This window comes from Streptomyces sp. NPDC096040 (genome assembly GCF_040303265.1).
Classification (GTDB): domain Bacteria; phylum Actinomycetota; class Actinomycetes; order Streptomycetales; family Streptomycetaceae; genus Streptomyces.
The window spans coordinates 188,814-212,208 of record NZ_JBEOTA010000011.1 but is presented as its reverse complement, the minus strand read 5'-3'; the positions used below and the strand labels follow the sequence as shown (position 1 = coordinate 212,208).

The following is a 23,395-nucleotide window of genomic DNA, read 5'->3' as shown; positions in this document are numbered from 1 at the left end:
GTGCCTTCAGGAGGTCACTCGCCGCCCGCGGGGCGCGTATCGGCTCGTTCGCCGGTACGGACCGGCTCAGTGGTCGTCCCAGTGCCCCTCGTGTGCCGCGTGACGGTGGCCCTCGTGCACATAGTCGACATGGTCCTCGTGCGGCACGGCCACGTGCCCACACCCCTCGCCGTGCTGGTGGTCGTGGCCCTCGTGCGCGGAGTGGCCGGTGCGCGCGCACTCGTCGACGTGGTCCCCATGGGCCCGGTGGAGGTGGCCGTCGTGCGCGAAGTCGGTGTGGTCGCCGTGCGGGACGGCGACATGTCCACAGCCCTCGCCGTGGGTGTGCGCGTGACCCTCGTGCGTACGGTGCTCGGTCGCGGTGCTCATCTTGCGCTCCTGGTCCTGTTCTTGGGTCGGTTGAGGGCTGGGCGCCCCAGGTGATGCATGGCGTCATTAATATATAGCGATGAATGCATGTGTGTCACGCCGGTCGCCTCACCGACCGCGATGTGTCCACGCATCGGTGCTTGATGACCGCCGCGGGGCAGTCGCGTGAGGCTCAGAAACCGGCGTTCCTCGCCGCGTAGCGGCCTGATCCCTGTTGCGGCGAGATCCGGGCCAAGGTATTGAATATGACTATCATTACCAATTAAGGTGGCCGCGGCGTCGCCGTCACCCGAGGCGGCAGGGGGAGTGGTCTGAGTGAGCGGGACGAGTCAGGCGTTCGGGACCGAGCGGGTCTTCGCGGAACGGCATGTCTGTGTGGGGGCCGGGCAATGCGTGCTCGCCGCGCCGGCCGTCTTCGACCAGGGTGTCGAGGACGGTCTGGTGGTCGTTCTGGACGAGACACCGCCGGATTCGGAGCTCCCTGCGGTACGCGACGCCGTGTGGGCGTGCCCGTCGGGCGCCCTCACCCTGCGCGGGGGTGCGGTGAGCTGACCCGGTACGGCCGCCGGTGCGAGGGCCGGACCGCCACGCTCCCCGGATTCACCTCAAGGCTCGACCGGTTCGTCCCACCCGTGCGCCGGTGCTGCCCCTTTGCTCCGCCGGCGAGGGGTGTCCACAACCTCGCTCGAGCTCAATTCGTAGATCAGCAGATCGTCAAGGAGAAGCATGTCCAGACAGTTCGATCGTCGTGCCTTCCTCCGCCGCGGCGCCACAGGGGCCATGGCCTTGGCGGTGGGGCCTGGCCTGTTGGCGGCGTGCTCGACCGACGATTCCGCCGCCGACTCGAAGTCGACGTCCAACTCCTCCCCCCGCACGGGAGGCACGCTCCGGGCCGCGTTCGTCGGAGGCGGCGCCTCCGAGACTCTCGACTTCTTCAACGGCCCCTCGGCGCTGGACCTGGTGCGCGCCCGGGCCTGGCACGGCACCCTCGGAAACCTCGACCCCAGCCAACCCGACGGCGTGCGCTACGGCGTACTCAAGGGCATCGACATATCCAAGGACCTGTCGACGTACACCCTGCACGTCCGGCCCGGTGTCCGCTTCTCCGACGGCTCGAAGCTGACCTCCGCCGACATCCTGCATTCGCTGGCCGCCCTCGCGAGCAAGAGCATGCTGCCCGTGTACAGGCTCGCCGCCGCGAACTTCGATCTCTCGCGCGCCAGAGCGGACGGCGACCTCAAGGTCGTACTGCCCACGCTCCGGCCCATCGCGGACGGCCGCATGATCCTGTGTCAGGGCAACTTCCTGGTCGTCAAGGACGGGACCAAGACCTTCAGCAAGGGCATGCCCAGCTGCGGTCCCTTCAAGCTCGTCGAGTTCATGCCCGGCCAGGGTTCGGTGTTCACGCGCTACGACGAGTACTACGGCCACGTGCCCTACCTCGACGGCCTGGAGCTGCGGTCGATCGCGGACTCGACGGCCCGCGCCGGGGCGCTCACGAGCGGCGACATCGACTTCGCCCACGACCTCTCGCCCGTCACGGCACGTACCCTCGCGGGCAACGCGAAGATCCAGCTCGTCCCCACGAGGAGCCCGTACCTGGTCGGGCTGTCCTTCCAGATGAACATGGGCGCCAAGCCGTTCGACGACCCGCGGGTGCGTGAGGCGTTCAAGCTCGCGGCCAACCGTGAGGCGATGGTGAAGACGGTGTTCTACGGAGACGCCGAGGTCGGCAACGACCTGCCCTCCATCGGCTTCCCCGACTACGCGGAGAGCCTGCCCCAGCGTGCCTACGACCCCGCCAAGGCCCGGAACCTGCTCAAGGCGGCCGGCGCCGACGGAACGAAGGTCGTGTTGACCACAGGCCCTGAGACGCCGGGCATGGTGGAGACGGCAACCCTCTTCGTCGAGGACCTGAAGAAGGTGGGTGTCCAGGCGTCGATCCGTGAGCTGCCCGCAGGACAGCTGTTCGCCGACTTCGCCGCGTACAGCCGGCTGCCGTTGGCCGCCTCGTACCAGATGCCCATTCCCGCGCTCTCGACCTATCAGATGGGCACGGCGGGCGGCTCGCCGTCCGCCTTCGGCTGGAAGCGGCCCGAGGTCGATGCCCTCGTGGCGGAGGCCCGTGCCCAGAGCGACGAGGCGAAGGCCAGGGAACTGGGCGCGCAGGCACAGCGCAGGCGCTGGGAGGAGGGAAACCAGGTGCTGCCCGTCTTCAAGCCGAACCTCAACGCCCAGGCCAAGGGGGTCAGCGGAATCCGGGACGACCTCTTCGAACAGTTCCCGGGCTTCTCCCGGGCGTCCTTGGCGTGAGCCGGCTCGCCTTCGTCGGACGGCGCCTCGCCGGCGCGGCCGTCCTGCTGGTGCTGTTGTCGGCCGCGATCTTCGCGGCCACGGCGGTACTGCCGGGAGACGCCGTCAGCGCGGTCGCCGGTGTGGACGCCTCTGAGGCGCAACGCGCTCAGGTCCGTACCGAACTCGGTCTGGACCGGCCCGCCGCCGAGCGCTACGGCGCATGGGCGGCCAAGGCTGTCAGGGGGGATCTGGGGACCGGCTTCGTCGGGCATCGGCCGGTCATGGACGTTCTTGGCACGCGGCTGCCCAACAGCCTGCTGCTGGCGGGGCTGACGCTCGCGGTCACCGCGCCGCTCGCCGCGGTACTCGGGCTGTGGACCGGGCTGCGCGGCGGCGCCGCCGACCGCTGGGTCTCGGTGTCGGCGCAAGTCATTGCCGGGACACCCGAGTTCGTACTCGCGTCGCTGCTGGTCGCGGTACTGGCGGTATGGCTCCGGCTCCTGCCGCCGGTCTCCCTCGTCCCGCTGGGCGGTACGCCGCTCGACGCGCCCAGTGCACTGGTACTTCCGGTCCTGACTCTCAGTGCCGTCGGTCTGGCCGTGGCCACCAGGCTGCTTCGCGTGTCCGTGGCCGATGTGGCGGCCACGCCGTACTGCGAATCGGCCCGGCTGAACGGTGTACGGGGCGTGCGCCTGGCGGTGCGCCACATCCTTCCCAACGCCGCGGGGCCGGCCCTGCAGGCGCTCACCCTGACCACCGGGGCGCTGGTCGGCTCCTCCGTGGTCGTGGAGAGCGTCTTCGACTACCCGGGGATCGGACGGGAACTGCAACTGGCCGTGGCCGCGAGGGACGTTCCGATGGTGCAGGGGATCGCCACAGCTCTGGTGGCCGTGATGCTGGTGGTCCTCCTGCTGGGCGACATCTGCGCGCGCCTGCTCGATGCGCGAGGAAGGTACGACGGATGACGACGGTCATGACGCGGGGGCCGCGGCCGCTCCCGGCCGGCCCCGGTGCGACGCGGCGCCGCCCGCCTCTTGTCATCGGGGCGGGGGCACTGTTCATCGTCCTGCTCGCGCTGCTGGGCCCGATGGCCGCGCCGCACAGCCCGACCGCGCAGTTGGGAGCGCCCTTCCAGCAGCCGGGTGGAGAATTTCTCCTGGGCACCGACGTGCTGGGCCGGGACGTGGCGAGCCGGGTGCTGGGCGGGGGCCGGACGATCGTGCTCATCGCGACGGCCGCGACTACCGTCGCCGGTGTCCTCGGGGTGCTCGCCGGTGTGCTGGCAGCCATGGTGTCCCGTCGGCTCGGCGACTTCGTGGTCCGTGTCATCGACGCGCTGGCCGTGCTGCCGGCCCTCCTGCTCGTTCTCGTGCTCGCCGCGGGCTTCCCCGGGAGCGTCGCGGCAGTCGTGGTGGCGGTCGCCCTGGCCACCACGCCCTTCTCCACCAGAGTCCTGCGCGCCGCGGCGAAGACCGTCCTGAGCAGTGGATACGTGGAGGTCTCCGTCGCCCGCGGTGACAGCAAGTGGGCCGTACTGCGCCACGACGTGCTGCCCAACCTCGCCGGCCCCGCACTCATGGACACGGCCCTGCGGCTGGTCGCCTCGCTGCATCTCACCGCCACCGCGGGGTTCCTCGGCCTGGGCAGGGGCGGGGCGGCGCCCGACTGGGGGCGCATGGTGAGCGAGAACGCTCCAGGAGCGTCCCTGGCCATCGCCCCGTTCCTGGTTCCGGCCCTGCTGCTCGTGCTGCTCTCCGTGTGTGTCGGCCTGCTCGCCGGACGCCTGGCCGACATGGTGGGAAGGGGCACGGCGTGAGTGGTTCCGGCTCGCTCGCGGAGGTGAGTGGACTGACGATCGGCCCGACGGCCGGGGGCCCACCCGTCCTGCACGACGCCCGTCTGACCATAGGGCGCGGGCAGGTGCTCGGCGTGGTGGGGAGGTCCGGATCCGGCAAGAGCAGCCTTGCCTTCGGTCTGCTCGGCCACGTCCGGCCCGGCCTGGAACGGCGCCGCGGCACTGTCCGGGTGGCCGGCCTCGACCCGTTCGGCCGGACGGACGCGCGCCGCCTTCGGGGGCGGGTGGTGTCGTTCCTGGGACAGGACCCCGCCTCGTCGCTCAACCCGGCGCTGCGGATCGGCAAGCAGGTCGCCGAGGCGGTGGGGCTGCGGTCGTCCGCGCCGCGCGCGGGGGATGTCGGTGCACAGGTCGAGGACCTGCTCCGATCCGTGGGGCTGCCCGCTGACCGGGCGTTCCAGCGGCGGCTGCCGCATCAGCTCTCGGGCGGGCAGGCCCAGCGGGTGGCTCTCGCCATCGCGCTGGCGGGAACTCCGCGGCTGCTGGTCCTGGACGAGCCGACCAGCAGCCTGGACACGGCTCTGGCGGCCCGGATGCGGCGGCTGCTGGTCGATGTGCTGAGCGACGGGGACCGTTCCGCGCTGCTGGTGAGCCACGATCCCGTCTGGGTCTCCTCTGTTGCGGACGACGTCATCCGTCTGGACGACGGCAGGATCGTCGAAGCTCGCACCCCACCGTTGCCGCCGGTGCCCGCGACGGTCCGCGCCCGACCGACCGACGCTCCGGCGGCCGGTGGGGGACTGTACGTGAAAGAGCTGGTGGCTGTCCACGGACGTGAGCCAGTGCTGCACGACGTTTCTCTCACAGTCGCCGGCGGCAGCTGCACCGCCGTGGTGGGCCCCTCGGGGTCCGGGAAGACCACCCTCGCGCGCTGCCTCGTGGGGCTGCATCGGCCGGCGCGGGGCAGTGTCGCGTGGCGGGAGGACGCCTCGGGGTCAGACGGCCGTGTGGCGGCGCAGCTGGTCGCCCAGGACGCGCGCGGCGCTCTCAACCCGCGTGAATCAGCGCGCACCGCGCTGATGCGTCCCCTGACGGGGCTACGGCGGCAACCGGCCGAGAAGGCGGCGGCGGAGGCAGGCCGGCTGCTCGGACTGGTCGGACTGCCACCGGAGGTGCTCGGACGCAGACCGGGTGAGCTCTCCGGTGGCCAGCGCCAACGAGTCAACCTGGCACGGGCGTTGGCGGCCGACGCGCGGCTCCTGGTGTGCGACGAGATCACCTCGGCGCTCGACCCCGAGACAGGAGGTGGGGTCCTGCACCTGCTGAACTCCTTGCGGCGGACCTTGGGACTGACCGTCGTGCTGGTGACACACGACTTGGCGGCGGCTGCTCGCTGCGCGGAGCAGGTGGTCGTCCTCGACGCCGGACAGGTGGTGGAGTCCGGGCCCGCCGACCGGGTCCTGGCGCATCCGGAGCATGCCGTGACCCGCGAACTGCTCGCCTGCGCAGCACATCTCCCCCCGGGCACGTCCGTACTCCCGGTGCTGGAACAGGAGTAAGCAGCACGCGGGACGAGACGGCGAGCGGGACGGAAGGAGGGGAGCCACCAGGGGGCGCCCACCAGGGGCCCACCAACGGGCAACCAGGGGCCAAGCAGGGGCCAAGCAGGGGCGCTCCCCCCTCCCGCCGGCTCAAGCCTGCGGCAACTGCCGTGCCAGCGCCGCCTTGTCGATCTTCCCCACGGCTGTCAGCGGCATCTGCGACACCTCGACGACCTCGTCCGGAGCCTTGTAGTCCGCCAGCCCGCGGCCCTTCAGGTAGACGGCGAGTTCGTGGGCGCCGGGTGCGGTGCCGGAGCACACGACGAAGGCGACCGAGCGCTCGCCCCACCGTTCGTCGGGCACGCCGACCAGGGCGGCGGAGGCGATGGAGGGATGCGTCAGCAACTGCTCCTCCACCTCGGTCGCGGCGATCTTCTCGCCGCCACGGTTGATCTGGTCCTTGATCCGGCCCACGACGACGAGATGCCCGGATGGCAGACGCCGTACGACATCTCCCGTCCGGTAGTAGCCGTCGGCGGTGAACGCCGTCCGGTTGTGCTCTTCCGCCCGGTAGTAGCCGCGCAGCGTGTACGGGCCCCGGGTCAGCAGTTCGCCCGGTCCGCCGTCCGGCAGCGCCCTGCCCTCGGCATCCACCACGAGGATCTCGTCGTCCGGCGAGATGGGGCGCCCCTGGGTGGTGCAGATGAGGTCTTCCGGATCGTCCAGCCGCGTGAGGTTGATCAGGCCCTCCGCCATACCGAAGACCTGCTGCACCGTGGCCCCCAGTGCCGGTCCCAGCCTGCGCGCGAGGTCGTCGGGCAGCCGTGCCCCGCCGACCTGGACCACCGAGAGGCTGCTGATGTCCCAGGCGCCGGAGGCGGCTTCGTCCATCCAGTACGGAACAAGCGGAGGGCTCAGGGAAGTGATGGTCACGACTTCGCGCTCGATGAGGGCGAACGCGGTCTGCGGGCTGGCATCCGGCGAGACGACGACGGTTCCGCCTCTGGAGAGGGTGCCGAGCACGCCGGGACAGGACAGCGTGAAGTTGAAGGCGATCGGCAGGACCGCCAGATATACGCTCTGTGCGTCGAGGGCGCAGACGTCCGCGCTGGCACGCGCGTTGTAGCTGTAGTCGTCGTGCGTCCGGGGGATGAGTTTGGGCAGTCCCGTCGTGCCCCCGGACAGCAGCAGCAGGGCGAGGTCGGCGGAGTCGGTCCCGCTGTCGTCGCCGACGAGGTCCTGCCCGGAGTTGCCGGTCTTTCGCAACTCTTCGAACGGGACGAAGTCGCCATGCGGGCCGGGGGCGCCGACCACGACCACGTGGCGCAGCGGCCCCCCGGGCTCCTGCTCGGCGAGTATCTCCCGCACGAGTTCACGGTGGTCGAACCTCGCATGCCGGTCGGGAACGACGCAGGCCACTGCTCCGGAGGTGCGCACGAGATGGCCGATCTCCCGCCGCCGATGGCCCGGCATGGCATGGACGGGTACCGCGCCGAGCCGCTGCAGGCCGAACCAGAGCAGCACGAACTCCGCACAGTTGGGGAGCTGTACGACCACCCGGTCGCCTCTGGCCACTCCCAGTGCGCGCAGCCCGCGTGCGACCCGGTCGGCCTCGGCGTCCAGGTCCGGGTACGTCCAGCGCCGGTCACCGTCGACCAGGGCGACGCGTTCACGGTGGTCCGCCGCCCACCGGCGCAGCTGGGCGCCGAACGTCACTCCCCGCCAGTGTCCGGCAGCGCGGTAACGCTCCGATTCGGCTTCGGGCCAACGGGGTTGGGTCTCGTTCATGGGCTCTGCCTCTCGTCGCTGTGGGTCCGGGCACTGGCGCTGTGCGCTGTCGCGTGGCTACGATACGAACCTCGAAATGATAATCATTTTTATCTAGCGTGGGCCCGGCACTGAACGCAACACCCGTCAGCGATCGCCGACGGCCTTCACACCACCCCGACTGGAAGGCGTCTCATCAGTGAGCGATGAACCGGCCGTCACGACGCAGACCTGGAACGGCGACGCCGTGAACCGTGACGTCCATGCGCCGGAGGCGGTGCGTGAGACGGTGGCACGTGCGCTGAACGTGGCCCCGCAGGAGTTGGACGGCGATCGAGACCTCTTCGAAGTCGGCCTCGACTCACTGGCGTTGATGGGTCTCGTCGGTGGGTGGCGCCGCGACGGCAGCACCGTCACGTTCCAGGACCTCACTCGGAAGCCCACACTGAGTGCCTGGACGACGCTGCTCAGGGAGAAGGCTCGGGCCGACGCGCCATCCGCCGGCCGGCCTGTGCCGCTCGCCACCGGGCAGGCGGCAGAAGGCGGACCGTTCCCCCTGGCGACAATGCAACACGCCTACTGGATCGGCCGCCAGGACGGCCAGCCCCTCGGCGGCGTCGCCGCGCACTTCTACGTCGAACTGGACGGCCATGACGTCGATCCCGCCCGGCTCGACACCGCCCTGAAGGCAGTCGTGCGGCGGCACGGGATGCTGCGGGCCGTCTTCGACGACGAGGGCCGCCAGGACTTCGGCGCCGCGCACGCCGAACTCACCGTCCACGACCTGCGCCAACACCCCTCCGACGGGGTCGAGTCGGAACTGGGGCGGCTCCGCGAGCGCAACACCCATGCGCGACCGGACGTCACCGCCGGTCAGGTCTTCCGGCTGGCCCTGTGTCTCCTCCCGGGCGGCGGGACGCGTCTGCAACTCGACCTCGACATGATGGCCGGCGACGCGTTGAGCCTGCGTGTCCTACTGTCCGACCTGCGGCGCTACTACGAGTGTCCGGGCGACACGCCGGCCGAAATCGGCCTCGACTACCGTCGATACCTCACCGAACACACGCACCGGCGGAGCGCCGAGCGCGACCAGCACGCCGCCTGGTGGCAGGAACGGCTGGCCGAACTGCCTCGCGCACCGCGACTGCCGACGACCGTCGACCCCCTCACCCCGGTTCGGGCGGACGACACGGCACTCACCCACTCCCGTCGGCTGCACCACTGGCTCGACCCGGAGGCCAAGGGCGCCCTGATCAGCGCCGCCCGCCGACACGGCCTCACCCCCGCGGCCGCGCTCGCCACCGCCTTCGCCGAAGTCATCGCGGCCTGGAGCGGCAGCCAGAGGTTCCTCCTCAACCTCCCCCTGTTCGACCGGGAGATGTACACCCCCGAAGTGGCCCAGCTCGTGGGCGACTTCAGCAGCTCCGTCCTGCTCGACGCGGACATGAGCGCACCGCTGCCCTTCGTCCACCAGGCCCGGCAACTGCAGGAGCGGCTCCAGGACGGTATCGCCCATGGCGCGTACGGCGGGGTGGAGGTGCTACGCGACCTCGCACGCATAGAGGGCGCTCCGGTACTCGCCCCCGTCGTCTACACCAGCGCCATCGGGCTGGGCGAGATCTTCGAGCAGGACGTCCAGAAGTCCTTCGGCCGTCCCGTCTGGATCATCTCGCAGGGGCCGCAGGTCTTCCTGGACGCGCAGGTCACCGAACTCGACGGGGGCTTCCTCCTCAACTGGGACGTGCGCGACGGCGTGTTCGAACCCGGCGTCCCCGACGCGGCTTTCGAGGCGTACCGCCGCCTGATCACCAACCTGGTCACGGACCCCTCCGCCTGGACCCGCCCGGTGGGCCCGCTGCTGGACCCCGGCGCCCTGCCCCGGCGAGCCGTCACGGCCCTGCCGACCACGCCCCTTCCGGACCGCGCCCTGCACACCCGCTTCTTCCGGCTCGCCGAAGCCGAGCCAGGACGTACCGCGGTCATCCGCGAGTCCGGCGGCACGCTCACCTACGGCCAACTCGCCCATCAGGCACGGCAGGTCGCGACGCTGCTGCGCCGGCACGGTGTGCGGGAGGGCGACACCGTGACGGTGACCCTCCCCAAGGGCGCCGACCAGATCACCGCCGTGCTCGGCGTCCTGGCCGCCGGCGCCACCTACGCCCCCGTCGGAGTCGAGCAGCCCGCCGCACGCCGGGCACGCATCCACGCCGTAGCCGAGGCGTCCGCCGTACTCACCGACCAGGAGCACGCGCACCTGTGTGCGGACGTCTCATCCGCTCCGGTGCTGCTCCTGGAGGACGCACCGGCGCAGGCGCCGGGCCCGGTCGCCCAGCCGGACACCGTCCTGCCCGCCTACGTGCTGTTCACCTCCGGCTCGACGGGTCTGCCCAAGGGCGTGGAGGTCCCGCACCGCGCCGTGGTCAACACCATCGAGGCCATGGAGGACCAGCTCGGACTCGGTCCCGACGACCGCACCCTCGCGATCTCCGTCCTGGACTTCGACCTGGCCACCTGGGACATCTTCACCCCGCTGTCCCTCGGCGGCCAGGTGGTCGCCGTCGGACAGGAACACCGAAGGGACGCCCACCACTGGGCCCGCCTGGTACGCACACACCGGGTGACGCTGGTGCAGTGCGTACCGGCCCTCCTTGACCTGCTCATGGCCGCGGGCGAGGACGAGGGCCTCGGGGACTCCCTGCGCATGGTCCTGCTCGGCGGCGACTGGGTCGGCCTCGACCAGCCCGGCCGACTGCGCGCCCTCGTACCGGGCTGCCGCTTCGTGGCACTCGGCGGCATGACGGAAGCGGCGGTGCACTCGACCGTCTTCGAGGTGGACGAGCCCGATCCCGCCTGGAAGTCCGTGCCGTACGGCGTACCGCTGCGCAACATGCGGGCACGTGTGGTCGACGGACGCGGCCGGGACTGCCCGGACCTCGTCCCCGGTGAGCTGTGGATCGGCGGGCGCGGCGTGGCGACCGGCTACCGGTCGGATCCCGAGCGCACGGCCGAGCGTTTCGTCGAGTACGACGGTGAACACTGGTACCGCAGTGGCGACCTGGCCCGCTACCGGCCCGACGGCATTCTGGAGTTCCTCGGCCGCGCCGACCACCAGGTCAAGATCGGCGGCTACCGCATCGAACTGGGTGAGGTCGAATCCGCCCTGGAGGACGACCCCACCGTCCAGCACGCGATTGCCACGGTCCTCGAGACGCCGATGCGCCGGCTGGCCGCGGCCGTGTCGGCCCGCGGGGAGGCACCGCACCCGGACGAAGTGCGCGCCCGGGTGGCCGAACGACTGCCGGCCTACATGGTTCCCGAGCGGATCCTGGTCCTTCCCGACCTGCCGCTGACCGCCAACGGCAAGCTCGACCGGGCGGCCGTACGGCAGGCTCTGACCGATTCCGCAGGGGCGGAGAGCCCCCGTACGTCGGAGCCCGTCGGCCCGGTGGAGACGGCCGTCGCGGCCGAATGGGCCGCCCTGCTCTGCGTGCACGACATCGGAAGGGAGAGCAGCTTCTTCCTGCTCGGCGGCGACTCGCTCATCGCCACGCGCATGATCGGCCGTCTGCGCGCCGCCGGGTTCACCGGCGCCCGAGTGGCCGCACTGTTCACACACCCCGTGCTCCAGCACTTCTGCGAGACGCTGCACCCCGCGACGGGAAGCGACGAGGAGGAGCAGGCGCGGCCCGCCCTGGTGCCCGACCCCGGTCACGCCCACGAGCCGTTCCCCCTGACCGATGTCCAGGCCGCCTACCACACCGGCCGGGACCCGGGCTTCACCCTCGGCGGTGTCGGCACCTGGCACTACACCGAGTTCGACGGCGCGGACGTCGACCTGGACCGGATGGAGCGGGCCTGGCGTAGCCTCGTGGACAGGCACGGCATGCTGCGCGCTGTCGTGGAGGACGGCACGCAGCGCGTCCTCCCCGACGTCCCGGCCTTTGGCATACCGGTGGAGGAGGCGGACTACGAAGGGGCGTCCGAGGCCCTGGCCCGGCTGCGTGAGCGGATGTCCCACCAGGTACGGGACCCCGCCCAGTGGCCGCTGTTCGCAGTGGAGGCGGTGCGTTGTCCCGACGGCTCCGGCACCCTCAGGACCCGGATCGGCGTCGGCCTGGACTACCTCGTCCTCGACGCCCTCTCGATCACCACCCTCTACGCGGAGCTCAACGCCCTCTACGCCGACACGGACCGGCAACTCCCGCCGGTCGACGTGTCGTTCCGCGACTACCTGACGCAACTGCCCACCGATCCGGCCGCGACTGAACGCGCACGCGAGCACTGGCAGAGCAGGCTGGCCGAACTGCCGTCACCTCCCGCGCTGCCGTTCGACCGGGACCCCGCAACCTTCGGTACGCCCGCCTTCACCCGGCGCCGGTTCCGCCTGGCCACGGCGGACTGGAGGGCCGTCAAGCAGGGTGCCGCCCGTCACGGTCTCACCCCCTCCACCGTGCTGCTGGCCGTGTACTGCGAAGTGCTCGCGGCCTGGAGCGGGACCGACGCCCTGACGGTCACCCTGACCCTCTTCAACCGGCGTGACGTACACCCTCACATCCACCGTGTGCTGGGTGACTTCACCTCCCTCTCCCTGGCGGGATACCGCCGTGCGGAGGAGGGTTGGCTGGCCGCGGCCGTCGCACTTCAGCAACGTCAGGCCGAGGACCTCGACCACAGTGACGTACCGATCGACTGGCTGCTGCGGGAATTCGGGCGCCGCACAGGCACGGTGGACGCGGCCGCGCCCGTGGTGTTCACCAGCGCCATCGGCGTGGGCGACGCGGCTCTGGCCGATCCCGCCGCGGGCTTCCCCGCGAAGGTCTGGGGCATCTCGCAGTCCCCGCAGGTCTGCCTGGACAACCAGGTCACCGAGGAGTCCGGGGAGCTGGTCGTCACCTGGGACGCCGTGGAGGAACTGTTCAGCGAGGGCGTTCTCGACGCCATGTTCGCCGCCCACACCCGGCTGCTTCGTCACCTCGTGACGAACGACTGGGCATCGCCTCTGCCCGACCTGGTGCCCGCGTCCCAGCGCGAGAGGCGCACCGCCGAGGCCCTGGAGGCGAGCCTGGAGGGGGTACCCGCTCGCCTCCTGCACGAGACGTTCTTCGCGCGCGCCGCGGACCGTCCCGACCGCACGGCCCTGGTCACCGCGCAGGGAACGGAGGTCAGCTACGGAACGCTCGCCCAGCAGGCACTGCGGACCGCGGCCTCACTCGTGACCGCCGGTGTGCGTCCGGGCGATCTGGTCGCGATCACGCTCCCCAAGGGCCCGGAACAGATCGCCGCGGTTCTCGGCGTGCTCGCGGCCGGCGCCGCCTACGTTCCCCTCGGCCGCGATCAGCCCGCCGCACGACTGGAGCGGGTGCACGCCACGGCCGGCTTCCCCCTGGTGATCGGCGACTGGCCCGCCGTAGCCGATCCGGACGGCGAGGCGCAGGGGACAGCGCCCCGCGCCATCCCGTTCCAGGACACACAGCAAGGGCCGCCGCTGCCGGCGCCGCACGAGACGTCTCCCGACGCGCTCGCCTACGTCATCTTCACGTCCGGCTCGACAGGTGAGCCCAAGGGCGTCGAGATCACCCACGCCGCCGCCTGGAACACCGTCGCGGACATCAACGCCCGCCACGGCATCACCGAGGACGACCGTGTGTTCGCCCTGTCGGCACTCGACTTCGACCTGTCCGTGTACGACATCTTCGGCCTGTTGTCCGCGGGCGGTTCCCTCCTGCTGCCCACGGAGGACCTGCGGCGCGAACCGGCGCGTTGGCCCAGCCTCGTCGGCCGGCACGGCGTGACGGTGTGGAACACCGTGCCCGCCCTGCTCGACCTGCTGCTCGACGCCGACGAACAGGGCGGCCACGAAGCGGGCGGTGTCCGGGGTCTGCGAACCGCCCTGGTCTCCGGCGACTGGATCGGCCTCGACCTCCCGGCCCGCCTGAAGGCCCGGACGGCCCGGCCCTGCACGTTCGTCGCCATGGGCGGAGCGACGGAGGCCGCCATCTGGTCCAACACCCTGACCGTCGACGAGGTGGACCCCCGGTGGGCGTCCATCCCCTACGGGCGGCCGCTGACCGGGCAGCACTACCGCGTGGTCGACCAGGCCGGCCGCGACTGCCCCGACTGGACGCCCGGCGAGCTGTGGATCGGCGGCCTGGGGCTGGCGCGCGGCTATCTGTCCGATCCGGTCCGCACGGCCGAGAAGTTCGTCGTACGGAACGGGCGGCGCTGGTACCGCACGGGCGACCTGGGTCGTTACCGGGGCGATGGGCTGCTGGAGTTCCTGGGCCGCCTCGACAGCCAGCTGAAGATCGCCGGTCACCGCATCGAGGCGGGTGAGATCGAAGCGGCCCTTGAGGCACATCCCGACGTGGCGCGGGCCGCCGTCGTCGCCGTGGGGGAGCGCACCGCGAAACGACTCGTCGCGTTCGCCGTGCCACGGGACACATCGGCCATGGTGCCCGCGGACGCGGACACACCCGGCAGCGGTGGGACAGCCGCCGAAGCGGAGGGGGCCGGCCGGTCGCCCGAGCCGTCGGACCTCACCGAGAGCCTCTTCGGCTGGCTCGCGGAGCGGCTGGCCCCCTATGCCGTCCCGTCCCGTGTGCTGCTGCTGCCCGCCCTGCCGCTCACCGCGAACGGCAAGGTCGACCGCAACGCCCTGATCGGCACGGCGGGACAGGAAGCGGTGTCCGCCGATGCCGAACCACCGCTTGGCGAGATCGAGACAACCCTCGCCGAACTGTGGCAGGACCATGTGCCGGGCCCGGTGCTGGACCGGAACGCCAACTTCTTCACGATCGGCGGCGACAGCCTCTCGGCGCTGCGCCTGCTGGCGGCGATCGAGCGCCGCCTGGGAGTCGCCGTTCCCGTCCGGCGTCTCTTCGCCGCACCGACGATCGCCGCGCTCGGCGCGGACGTCACCCGAACGCTCGCGGCCCACGCGACCGCCTACGAAACCGGAGAGCTGTGAACATCGCTGAACTGCTGGCCCGCTGCGCCGACGAGGGCGTGGTCCTGTGGGCTCAGGACGGACAACTGCGCTTCCGGGCCCCGCAGGGCCGACTCACCGACGAACGCCGAGCCGAGCTGCGGACGCACAGGGAGGAGATCCTGCGCCACCTGGAAGCCGGCGAGCCCGTCCTGCGGAGCGACCCGGCCGGGCGCCACGAACCCTTTCCGCTGACCGATATCCAGGCCGCCTATCTCATCGGACGCACCGACGCCTACGCCTACGGGGGTATCGGCTGCCACGCGTACGTCGAGCTGGAGTACCCCGAACTCGACCCGGACCGCGTCACCGCCGTGTGGCGCGAACTCGTCCAGCGGCACGACATGCTGCGTGCCGTCATCCACGACGACGGCTACCAGCGGGTGCTGCCGGAAGTCCCCGAGCTGGAGGTCACCGTCAGCGACCTCACCACGCTCCCGGCAGAGGCGGACGCCGAGGGGGAGCTGGAGCGTACCCGTGCCCGCATGTCCGTACGACGAGCCCCCACCGACCGCTGGCCGCTCTTCGACGTCCACGTGAGCAGGACCGGCAAGCGCGCCGTGCTCCACCTCTCGTTCGACATGCTCGTCGTCGACCACGCCAGCCTGCGGATCCTGCTCGCCGAGTTCCAGAGCCGCTACGGGGGCTCCGCCCTGTCCGAGGCGCCCCGGATCTCGTTCCGCGACTACGTGCTGGCCCGCCGTGCCCTCCCGGACGGCGCCGAGTACTCCCGGGACCGGGCCTACTGGACGGAGCGGCTCGACGCGCTGCCGCCCGCCCCCGAACTGCCCACCGCGGAAAGCTGGGAACCGGTAGGGCGGTCACGGGAGAGCACGGTCCGGCACGGCGAGGCCGTGGTCTTTCGGCGACTGGAGCATTCGCTTCCCGCGTCCGACCGGGAACGCTTCGCCGAGCGGGCCGCGCGGCGCGGGCTGACCGTGTCGACGGCGCTGCTCGCCGCCTACGCCGAGACCGTCGGCCGCTGGTCGCGGACCAGCCGGTTCACGCTCAACGTGCCGACAGTGGACCGCCCCGAGCTGCACGAGGACATCGGCCGGCTCGTCGGGGACTTCACCTCACTCGAACTGCTCGCCGTCGACCTCGACGCTCCGGCGTCCTTCGCCGAGCGGGTCAGGACCATCGGCGAGCAGCTCCTCGAAGACCTGGCACACCCGCTGTTCACCGGCTCGGAGGTACTCGCCGAACTCTCCCGCAGGTCCGGAGCGCCGGTCCTGATGCCGGTCGTCTTCACCAGCGCCCTGGGCACCGGCGCCACCTCCGAGGGCGTGCCCCCCGAAGTGACCTATGCCGTGACCCAGACGCCGCAGGTGTGGCTCGACTGCCAGGTCATGCGGCGCGGGGACGCGCTGAGCCTGTCCTGGGACGTACGGGAGGGTGCGCTCAGCGAGGGCGTGGCGGAGGACATGTTCGCCGCCTACACCGACCTCGTGCGTCTGCTGTCCGCCGAGGGCGAGGCAAGCGACGTGGCCTGGGACGAACCGGCCCGCATCCCTCTGCCCGACGCACAAGCGGCCCGCAGAACCGCGGTCAACGCGACCGAGGGGCCCCTGCCGGACGCCCTCCTCCACGAACCCGTGCTCGCTCAGGCCCTGGCCACACCGGACGCGATCGCGGTCCGGACGCCTGAGCTGGCCCTCTCGTACCGCCGGCTCGTCGCCCGCGCGAGCGGCCTGGCCGAGACGCTGGCGGAGTCCGGGCTGCGGCCCGGCGAGCCGGTGGCCATCTGGATGGACAAGGGCTGGGAGCAGGTGGTCGCCGTCTTCGGCATCCTCATGGCGGGTGGGGCGTACCTTCCGGTCGACACCGCGCAGCCACCGGCCCGCCGGGACACGATCATCGCGGACGCCGGGGTACGCACGGTCCTCACGCAGTCCTGGCTCGCCGAGATCGACGATCTCCCGGCGAGCGTGTCGGCCGTCGCCGTCGACCTGATCCCGGATAGCGTCACGTCCACCATGGCCGGCGCTCGCCGTCACCCGGACGAACTCGCCTATGTCATCTACACGTCGGGTTCCACCGGCACGCCCAAGGGCGTGATGATCAGTCACCGCGCGGCCCTCAACACGATCGAGGACATCAACCGGCGCTACTCCGTCACCGCGCAAGACGGTGTCCTCGGGATCGCGGGACTGGGCTTCGACCTGTCCGTCTACGACCTGTTCGGACCGCTGTCGGTGGGCGCCACCCTCGTCCTGCCCCGTGCCGAGCGGCGCGGTGACCCCTCCCACTGGGCCGAACTGATCCGGGACTTCGGCGTCACCGTGTGGAACTCGGTGCCCGGCCAGTTGCACATGCTGTGCGACTGGCTGCGCTCGGAACCCCCCACCGAGGACGGGACGCTGCGGCTCGCGCTGATCTCGGGCGACTGGATACCGGTGTCCCTGCCCGACGAGGGCCGCAGCCTCCTGCCGGGCCTGGAGGTGATCTCCCTCGGCGGTGCCACGGAGGGCTCCATCTGGTCCATCGCCCACCCGATCGGCGAGGTGGACACCGCACGCCCGAGCATCCCCTACGGCAAGCCCCTGACCAACCAGACCTTCGCCGTACTCGACAAACAGTTGCGGCCCCGGCCCGAATGGGTGCCGGGCGAGCTGTACATCGGTGGTGCCGGAGTCGCCATGGGCTACCTCGGCGACGAGGCGCGTACCGCGGAGCGGTTCCTCACCGACCCCGCCGGCGGCGAGCGGATCTACCGCACCGGTGACCTCGGGCGCTACCTCCCCGACGGGACCATCGAGTTCCTCGGCCGCGAGGACGCCCAGGTGAAGATCCGCGGCTACCGGGTCGAACTGGCCGAGGTCGAAGCCGCCGTGCAGGCGCACCCGGCCGTGGCCGCGGGCGCGGTCATCGTCGACTACTCCGCTTCCGGCGGCCGACGCCTCGCCGCCTTCGTCGAGACGGCACGCCGGGACGGCGAGGAGCCGGCCGAGCCGGGACGCGAAGACGCGCGCACGGCAGCCGCCGAAGCCGTTCGGGAAGCCTCCACGGCCGTCGACGCCGCCCGACTGACGGAGTTCCTCACCGCGCTCGACGAGGTGGCGCTCGCCGAGATGACCCGCGTCCTCGCGGCGGCCGGGGTGTTCGAGGACGGCGCCGCGCGCACGGCGGACGAGGTGAGCGCGGCGCTGCGCTCCACCCCGCGCCACCGTCACATCGTGCGGCGCTGGTTGCGGGCTCTCAGCTCACGAGGCCGACTGACGCACCATGACACCGAGGACACCTACGGCGAGCTCGTCCCCGTCCCCGCGTCCGAGCTGGAGCAGAGCTGGCAGCGGGCCGCCGAGCTGGAGCACGAGGTCGGCTGGAGCACCGAACTGCTCACCGTCATGCGCACCTGCGCCGACCGGCTGCCCGAACTGATCGCCGGGGACATCGGGATCAGGGAGCTGCTCTTCCCCGGCGCCGCGCTGGAGGCCGCGGACGCCGCCTACCGGGACAATCTCGCCATCCGGCATCTCAACCGCGCCGTGGTCGCCGCCCTGGGTGAGATCGCGGCGGCCCACACCGGCGAGGAGCGGCTGCGCGTGCTGGAGGTGGGCGGCGGCGTCGGCGGCACCACGGGCGAACTGGTGCCCGTACTCGCCGAGTACGGAGTCGACTACCTCTTCACCGACGCGTCGGCCTTCTTCCTCAACGAGGCGCGTGAACGCTTCGCCGACCACTCCTGGGTGCGCTACCAGCGCTTCGACGTCGACGAGGATCCACGTTCCCAGAACCTCCTCCCCAACTCCTTCGACGTCGTGGTCTGCGCCAACACCCTTCACGCCGCGGCCGACGCGGACGCGGCGGTGGGCCGACTGCGGGAACTGCTCGTACCGGGCGGCCAGTTGGTGTTCGTGGAGAACACCCGCGACGTGAACCTCCCGCTGCTGGTCTCCATGGAGTTCCTGGAGGTCGCCGGACGGACCTGGACCGACGTACGGGCACACACCGGTCAGTCGTTCCTCACCCACGCCCAGTGGCGCGAACTCCTCGACCGCCACGACGCGTCGGACGTCACGTCCCTGCCGGACCCGCAGGACCCCCTGGCCTCGACCGGGCAGGAGGTGTTCATCGCCACGACGAAGGGCGACCGGCACCACGTGCCGGTGGGGGAGCTGGCGCGCAGTGCGGCCACCCGGCTGCCCGACTACATGCTCCCGGCGGTGTGGCAGATCGTCGACACCCTGCCCCGAACCGCCAACGGCAAGACCGACCGCTCGCGGTTGCGGACCTGGCTGCCCCGGGAAACCGCACAGCCCGTGGTCGACGACCGGCCGATGGACGACCTGGAGAGCAGTCTGGCCGAACTGTGGGCGGAACTGCTGTCGGTCGAGTGCGTCACCCGCAACGACGACTTCTTCGACCTGGGCGGCGACTCCCTGCTGGTCGCCCGGATGGTGGGCCGGCTGCGGGAACGCATACCGCAGGCCGCCGACCTCGAATGGGAGGTCGTCCTGCGCCACATGCTCCGCCGGCCCACGGTGGCGGGCCTGGCCGGATTCCTGCGCGGACTGGCCGGCGCGGAGCAGGCACCGACGGCCGGCACCGCCGTACGTACCGACCCGGTGATCCATCTCCACGGCGCCCGGTCGGCCGACGAACCCACGACCGTGCTGGTGCACGCGGGGACCGCCACGATCATGCCGTACCGGGCGCTGATCACCGAGATCAGGCGGCGCTCGCCGGGCCTCGCCGAGGTCGTCGGCGTCGAGGTCCCGGATCTGAACGGGTTCCTCGCCGCCCCGCCGGAGGGGCTCATCGAGCAGCTGGCGGCCGACTACGCGCGGTCCCTGACGGCGGACGGCCGGCGCCGCTTCCACGTCGTCGGCTACTGCCTGGGCGGCCTGATCGCCACCGAGGTGGCGCGCAACCTGGCCGAATCCGGGGCCGAGGTGGAGAGCCTCACGGTCATCAGCAGTCACAGCCCCCGCTTCCGGCTGGACGACGAACTGCTCGCCGAGTACTCCTTCGCCGTCATGATGGGCATCGACCCCGCCGCGCTGGGCTTCCCCGACGACCAGTACCGGGTGGCCGCGGCGGCCGACGCCGTCCTGGCCGGCAGCCCCGGCGTCCTGCCCGACGGAGGACTCGCCGCGCTTCCCGACGAGTTCGAGGATGTCGCGGGCTGCTTCCGGGCGCTGGCCGACGTGCCCCGCGCCACCCGCATCGCCCGGATGTGCGAGGCGGTGCCCGCATCGGCCGGCAGCTACGAACCCGACCACATGACACGGCTGTTCCTCGCCTTCCGGCAGAGCGTCTTCGCCATCACCCGTTACAGCGCCGAGCCGTACGCGGGCGACATCACCTTCCTGCGGCACGACGGCGCCTACCCCTTCCCCGGCAGCAAGGACGCCGTCACCGCCTACTGGGAGGAACTGACCCTGGGCGAACTGGACATCGTCGACATCGGCGGCGACCACTACACCTGTCTGTCCGTCGAGCACGCCCCCGGCATCCTCAAGACCCTCGGCGAACTCACCCAGGGGGCGATCACCCGATGACACGGAAGAAGCCCCTCATCGGTGTCCTGGGAGCCTCCGGAGCGGTCGGCCGGGCCGCCGTGCGCGAACTGCGTGAACTCGGCCATGCCGGGCTGCGGTTGGGTGGCCGGACCACGTCGGCCCTGTGTGCGGTCGCCGAGGAGGACCCCGCCGGCCGCGACGAGATCATCTGGGCGGACGCCGCCACTCCGGGTGGTCTGCGCGTCTTCGCCGAAGGATGCGACATCGTCCTCAACTGCGTCGGCCCCACCTACCGGCTCCGGGCGACGGTGGCCTCGGCGGCCCTCGCCGCGGGCGCGCACTGCGTCGACGTGGCCGGGGACGACCCGGCCGCCGAGGACCTGCTCAAGGAGGGCGACCCGGCCGGCGACGGCCGCACCGTAGTCCTGTCGGCGGGGGCGCTGCCCGGCCTGTCCAGCCTGCTGCCACGCTGGCTGGCCCGGCAGGGCCTCGACAGCGCCTCCGGACTGACCGCCCACTGCGGCGGCCTGGAGACCTGCTCGCCCACGGTGGCCAGAGATCTCATGCTCTCCCTCACCGCCGGTGGGGCGGACGGCGCGGCCTACGGCGAGGCGCTTGCCGCCATCCGGGGCGGCCGACGCGTTCCGCGGGCCCTGCGGACCGCCGAGGACACCGAACGCGCCGGGTTTCCCGGCCGGGTGGCCGTGCAGCCCTACCTCAGCGGGGAGAGCGAACGCCTCGCCGCCGAACTGGGCCTCGACCGGCTCGACTGGTACAACGTCCATCCCGGTCCTCAGGTGCGTGCCCTGCTCAACCTCCTGCCGGGCCGTCTCGCCGCGGGCGACGACCCGGACGACCTGGCACACCGTCTGATCCTCGCCGCCGACCTCGACCTGGCCGGACGCAAGCCCTACTACGTCATGGACTTCGAGCTGTCGGGAACCGCGTCCGGACAGCCCGCGACGTCGGGGCTGACGCTGCGCGCGGCCAGCAGTTACCGGCTCACCGCCGCCGTCGGCGCGCTCGCGGTGGACGCCGTACTGCGGGCCGCCGTGCCGCCCGGTGTGCACTTCGCGTGCGACGTGCTGGACCCGGCCACCACGGTCAGCCACCTCCGCGCGGGAGGCGCCGGCGACATACGGCTCACCGGAGCGGCTGCCTCCGCGGCGGACGACGAGCACGTGGAAGAGGGCGTCCTGTGACCGCCGAACCGCCCTTCCGCGTCCTGGTCTGCGGGACCAACTTCGGCCGTTTCTACGCCGAGGCCGCGCGGCAGCGCCCGGGATACACCCTGGCCGGGATCCTGAGCCGGGGCTCCGCCGCCTCCCGTTCGTACGCCGAGAGCCTCGGCGTCCCGCACTACTCGGACGTCGACGACCTCCCGGCCGACATCGACGCCGCCTGCGTGGCCGTGAGTTCCTCCATATCCGGCGGACAGGGCACCGAGCTGGCCAAGGCGCTGATGGACCGAGGCATCCACGTCCTTCAGGAACACCCGGTTCACCTCACCGAGCTGACGGACTGCCTCAAGCACGCACGCCGCCGGGGTGTGCAGTACCGCATCAACACCCACTACCCGCACGTCGCTCCCGTCCGGGCCTTCACCGAAGCGGCCCGCAAACTCACCGCCCTGCAGGAACCGCTCTTCGTGGACGCCGCCACCCCCGTCCACCTGATGCATCCGTTGGTGGACATCCTCGGACGAGCGCTGGGCAGCCTGCGGCCCTGGCGTTTCGCAGACCCGGCACCGCTTCCCACGGAGATCGGGCCGCAGCCGTTCCGCTCCCTGCAGGGTGTGTTCGGCGGCGTACCCCTGACGCTGCGGGTGCACCACCAGCTCGACCCGTCCGACCGCGACAACCACGCCCTGCACTGGCACCGGATCTCCATCGGCACACAGGGCGGCGTCCTTTCCCTGGCCGACACACACGGGCCGGTCCTGTGGAGTCCGCGGCTGCACATCGGCAGGGACGCCGACCGCCGCTTCGTCCTGGACGGGCCGGGCACCGGCAGTCTGGGACTCGGTACCACGGCGGTCGTCGGAACCACCGGAACCTTCCGGACCCTGTTCACCGACCTGTGGCCGCAGGCCATCGGAAGCGCGCTCGACGGGCTGCGCGAGGCCGCCGAACAGGGCGGTGACGCTCTGCGCGCGGGACAGTACGACCTGGCCGTGTGCCGCATCTGGTCCGACCTGGCGGCACGGCTCGGACCACCGGAGATCGTACGGCCACCCGCCCCACGCCCCCTCCCGGCCAGCGACATGTTCCCCGGCCCCGGACGGGCCCCGGCCGATCCGCAACCCGGCTCCGGGCCTGTCCGAAGCGAGGCCGTGGCTGTCTTTGTCCCATCGGCTGTCTCCGCCCCACCGGGCGACTCCGCGCCCTACACCCCGTCGGCGGAGTTCTTCGACCTCGTCGCGGCCGAACACACCGCGACCGCGAGCGCCCCCGCCGTCGCCGCACTGCTCGCCGACGCCGATCTCGGTGCCGGGCCGGTGGTCGACATCGGTGCCGGTACCGGCCTGGTGACCGAAGCGGTCGCCCGGGCCAGACCGGACGTGGAAATCCTCGCCTGCGAACCCGCGGTCGGCATGCGCGCCGTGCTCACCAGCCGCGTCTTCAGCGACCCCGACCTGCGCTCCAGGGTCACCATCACCGCGGACGCGGCCCCGGACCTGGAACTCCCGGACCGTGTCAGTGCCGTTCTGCTGTGCGGAGTCCTCGGCCACCTCGACGCCTCGCAGCGCACGCGGCTGTGGAGAAGGCTGAGACAACGGCTGGCCCCGGGTGGACTCGTCGTCGTCGAACTCATGGGCTTCGACGCGCCGTTGACCCTCCCGGCCACCAGGCTCGCCACCACGGCCGCCGGGCGGCAGCGCTACGAGTGGACGTTCTCCGGAACACCGGACGCGGCGGAGGACGGCGTGATGCGGCTGAACTCCACCTGGCGTGTCTACCGGGACGGCGATTCCGCGGTGGTCCGCGAGGTGCACGACTCCTACCGCTGGGCCCCCTTCGGCCTGAAGGACGTGGCGGCCGAGTCCGGCATGACCGTACGGCCCCTGCCCACCCGGGCCGGCGCGCCGCCGCTGGCCGTGCTCACCAACGCGCCCGACCCGGCACCAGCCACCACCGTCTCCGTACTTGTCTCACCCGTCACCGACCGCTGAGGACCT

11 protein-coding genes are annotated in these 23,395 nt (G+C 71.7%); 9 read left to right on the top strand and 2 right to left on the bottom strand.

Annotation, left to right across the window (positions count from 1 at the left end; all coding sequences use genetic code 11):
* Window positions 1-66 precede the first annotated feature (66 nt).
* The gene (locus ABTY98_RS17365) at window positions 67-369 is read right to left on the bottom strand and encodes a hypothetical protein (protein ID WP_352221765.1); all 303 of its coding nucleotides are present in this window, start codon (window positions 367-369) and stop codon (window positions 67-69) included.
* Between the two features lie 315 nt (window positions 370-684).
* Between ABTY98_RS17365 and ABTY98_RS17360 the strand changes: the two genes are divergently transcribed.
* From ABTY98_RS17360 to ABTY98_RS17340, 5 genes are all read left to right on the top strand, one after another.
* Complete coding sequence (locus ABTY98_RS17360) at window positions 685-921, top strand: ferredoxin (RefSeq protein WP_352221764.1); 237 nt, start codon at window positions 685-687, stop codon at window positions 919-921.
* Window positions 922-1,095: 174 nt separating this feature from the next.
* Window positions 1,096-2,682: an ABC transporter substrate-binding protein gene (locus tag ABTY98_RS17355; protein ID WP_352221763.1), complete on the top strand. Its 1,587-nt coding sequence runs from the start codon at window positions 1,096-1,098 to the stop codon at window positions 2,680-2,682.
* Window positions 2,679-3,629: an ABC transporter permease gene (locus tag ABTY98_RS17350; RefSeq protein WP_352221762.1), complete on the top strand. Its 951-nt coding sequence runs from the start codon at window positions 2,679-2,681 to the stop codon at window positions 3,627-3,629. The genes ABTY98_RS17355 and ABTY98_RS17350 overlap by 4 nt, the downstream gene beginning before the upstream one ends.
* On the top strand, window positions 3,626-4,480 hold the full coding sequence (locus ABTY98_RS17345; protein WP_352221761.1) for an ABC transporter permease: 855 nt from the start codon (window positions 3,626-3,628) through the stop codon (window positions 4,478-4,480). Before ABTY98_RS17350 ends, ABTY98_RS17345 begins: the two co-directional genes overlap by 4 nt.
* Entirely contained in the window at window positions 4,477-6,018 is a 1,542-nt protein-coding gene (locus tag ABTY98_RS17340; RefSeq protein WP_352221760.1) for an ABC transporter ATP-binding protein, read from the top strand. Before ABTY98_RS17345 ends, ABTY98_RS17340 begins: the two co-directional genes overlap by 4 nt.
* Window positions 6,019-6,150: 132 nt before the next feature.
* Here ABTY98_RS17340 and ABTY98_RS17335 read toward each other — a convergent pair whose 3' ends face one another.
* The gene (locus tag ABTY98_RS17335) at window positions 6,151-7,788 is read right to left on the bottom strand and encodes a (2,3-dihydroxybenzoyl)adenylate synthase (RefSeq protein ID WP_352221759.1); all 1,638 of its coding nucleotides are present in this window, start codon (window positions 7,786-7,788) and stop codon (window positions 6,151-6,153) included.
* A gap of 256 nt (window positions 7,789-8,044) precedes the next feature.
* On the opposite strand from ABTY98_RS17335, the gene ABTY98_RS17330 reads away from it, so the two are divergent.
* The 4 genes from ABTY98_RS17330 to ABTY98_RS17315 are packed head-to-tail and all read left to right on the top strand — an operon-like array spanning window position 8,045 to window position 23,389.
* Window positions 8,045-14,734, top strand: coding sequence for an amino acid adenylation domain-containing protein (locus ABTY98_RS17330; RefSeq protein WP_502994254.1), 6,690 nt, complete (start codon window positions 8,045-8,047; stop codon window positions 14,732-14,734).
* Complete coding sequence (locus tag ABTY98_RS17325; RefSeq protein ID WP_352221757.1) at window positions 14,731-20,256, top strand: non-ribosomal peptide synthetase; 5,526 nt, start codon at window positions 14,731-14,733, stop codon at window positions 20,254-20,256. The genes ABTY98_RS17330 and ABTY98_RS17325 overlap by 4 nt, the downstream gene beginning before the upstream one ends.
* Window positions 20,253-21,419 carry a saccharopine dehydrogenase NADP-binding domain-containing protein gene (locus ABTY98_RS17320; RefSeq protein WP_352221756.1) on the top strand — a complete coding sequence of 389 codons (1,167 nt, stop codon included), beginning with the start codon at window positions 20,253-20,255 and terminating at the stop codon, window positions 21,417-21,419. The genes ABTY98_RS17325 and ABTY98_RS17320 overlap by 4 nt, the downstream gene beginning before the upstream one ends.
* Complete coding sequence (locus ABTY98_RS17315) at window positions 21,416-23,389, top strand: Gfo/Idh/MocA family oxidoreductase (protein ID WP_352221755.1); 1,974 nt, start codon at window positions 21,416-21,418, stop codon at window positions 23,387-23,389. The genes ABTY98_RS17320 and ABTY98_RS17315 overlap by 4 nt, the downstream gene beginning before the upstream one ends.
* The last annotated feature ends 6 nt before the right edge of the window (window positions 23,390-23,395 follow it).

Bases quoted from the DNA above. Each gene is read 5' to 3' on its own strand.
- ABTY98_RS17355 (WP_352221763.1), top strand. From the start codon at position 1,096: ATGTCCAGACAGTTCGATCGTCGTGCCTTCCTCCGCCGCGGCGCCACA.
- ABTY98_RS17365 (WP_352221765.1), bottom strand. From the start codon at position 369: ATGAGCACCGCGACCGAGCACCGTACGCACGAGGGTCACGCGCACACC.
- ABTY98_RS17335 (WP_352221759.1), bottom strand. From the start codon at position 7,788: ATGAACGAGACCCAACCCCGTTGGCCCGAAGCCGAATCGGAGCGTTAC.
- ABTY98_RS17320 (WP_352221756.1), top strand. From the start codon at position 20,253: ATGACACGGAAGAAGCCCCTCATCGGTGTCCTGGGAGCCTCCGGAGCG.
- ABTY98_RS17345 (WP_352221761.1), top strand. From the start codon at position 3,626: ATGACGACGGTCATGACGCGGGGGCCGCGGCCGCTCCCGGCCGGCCCC.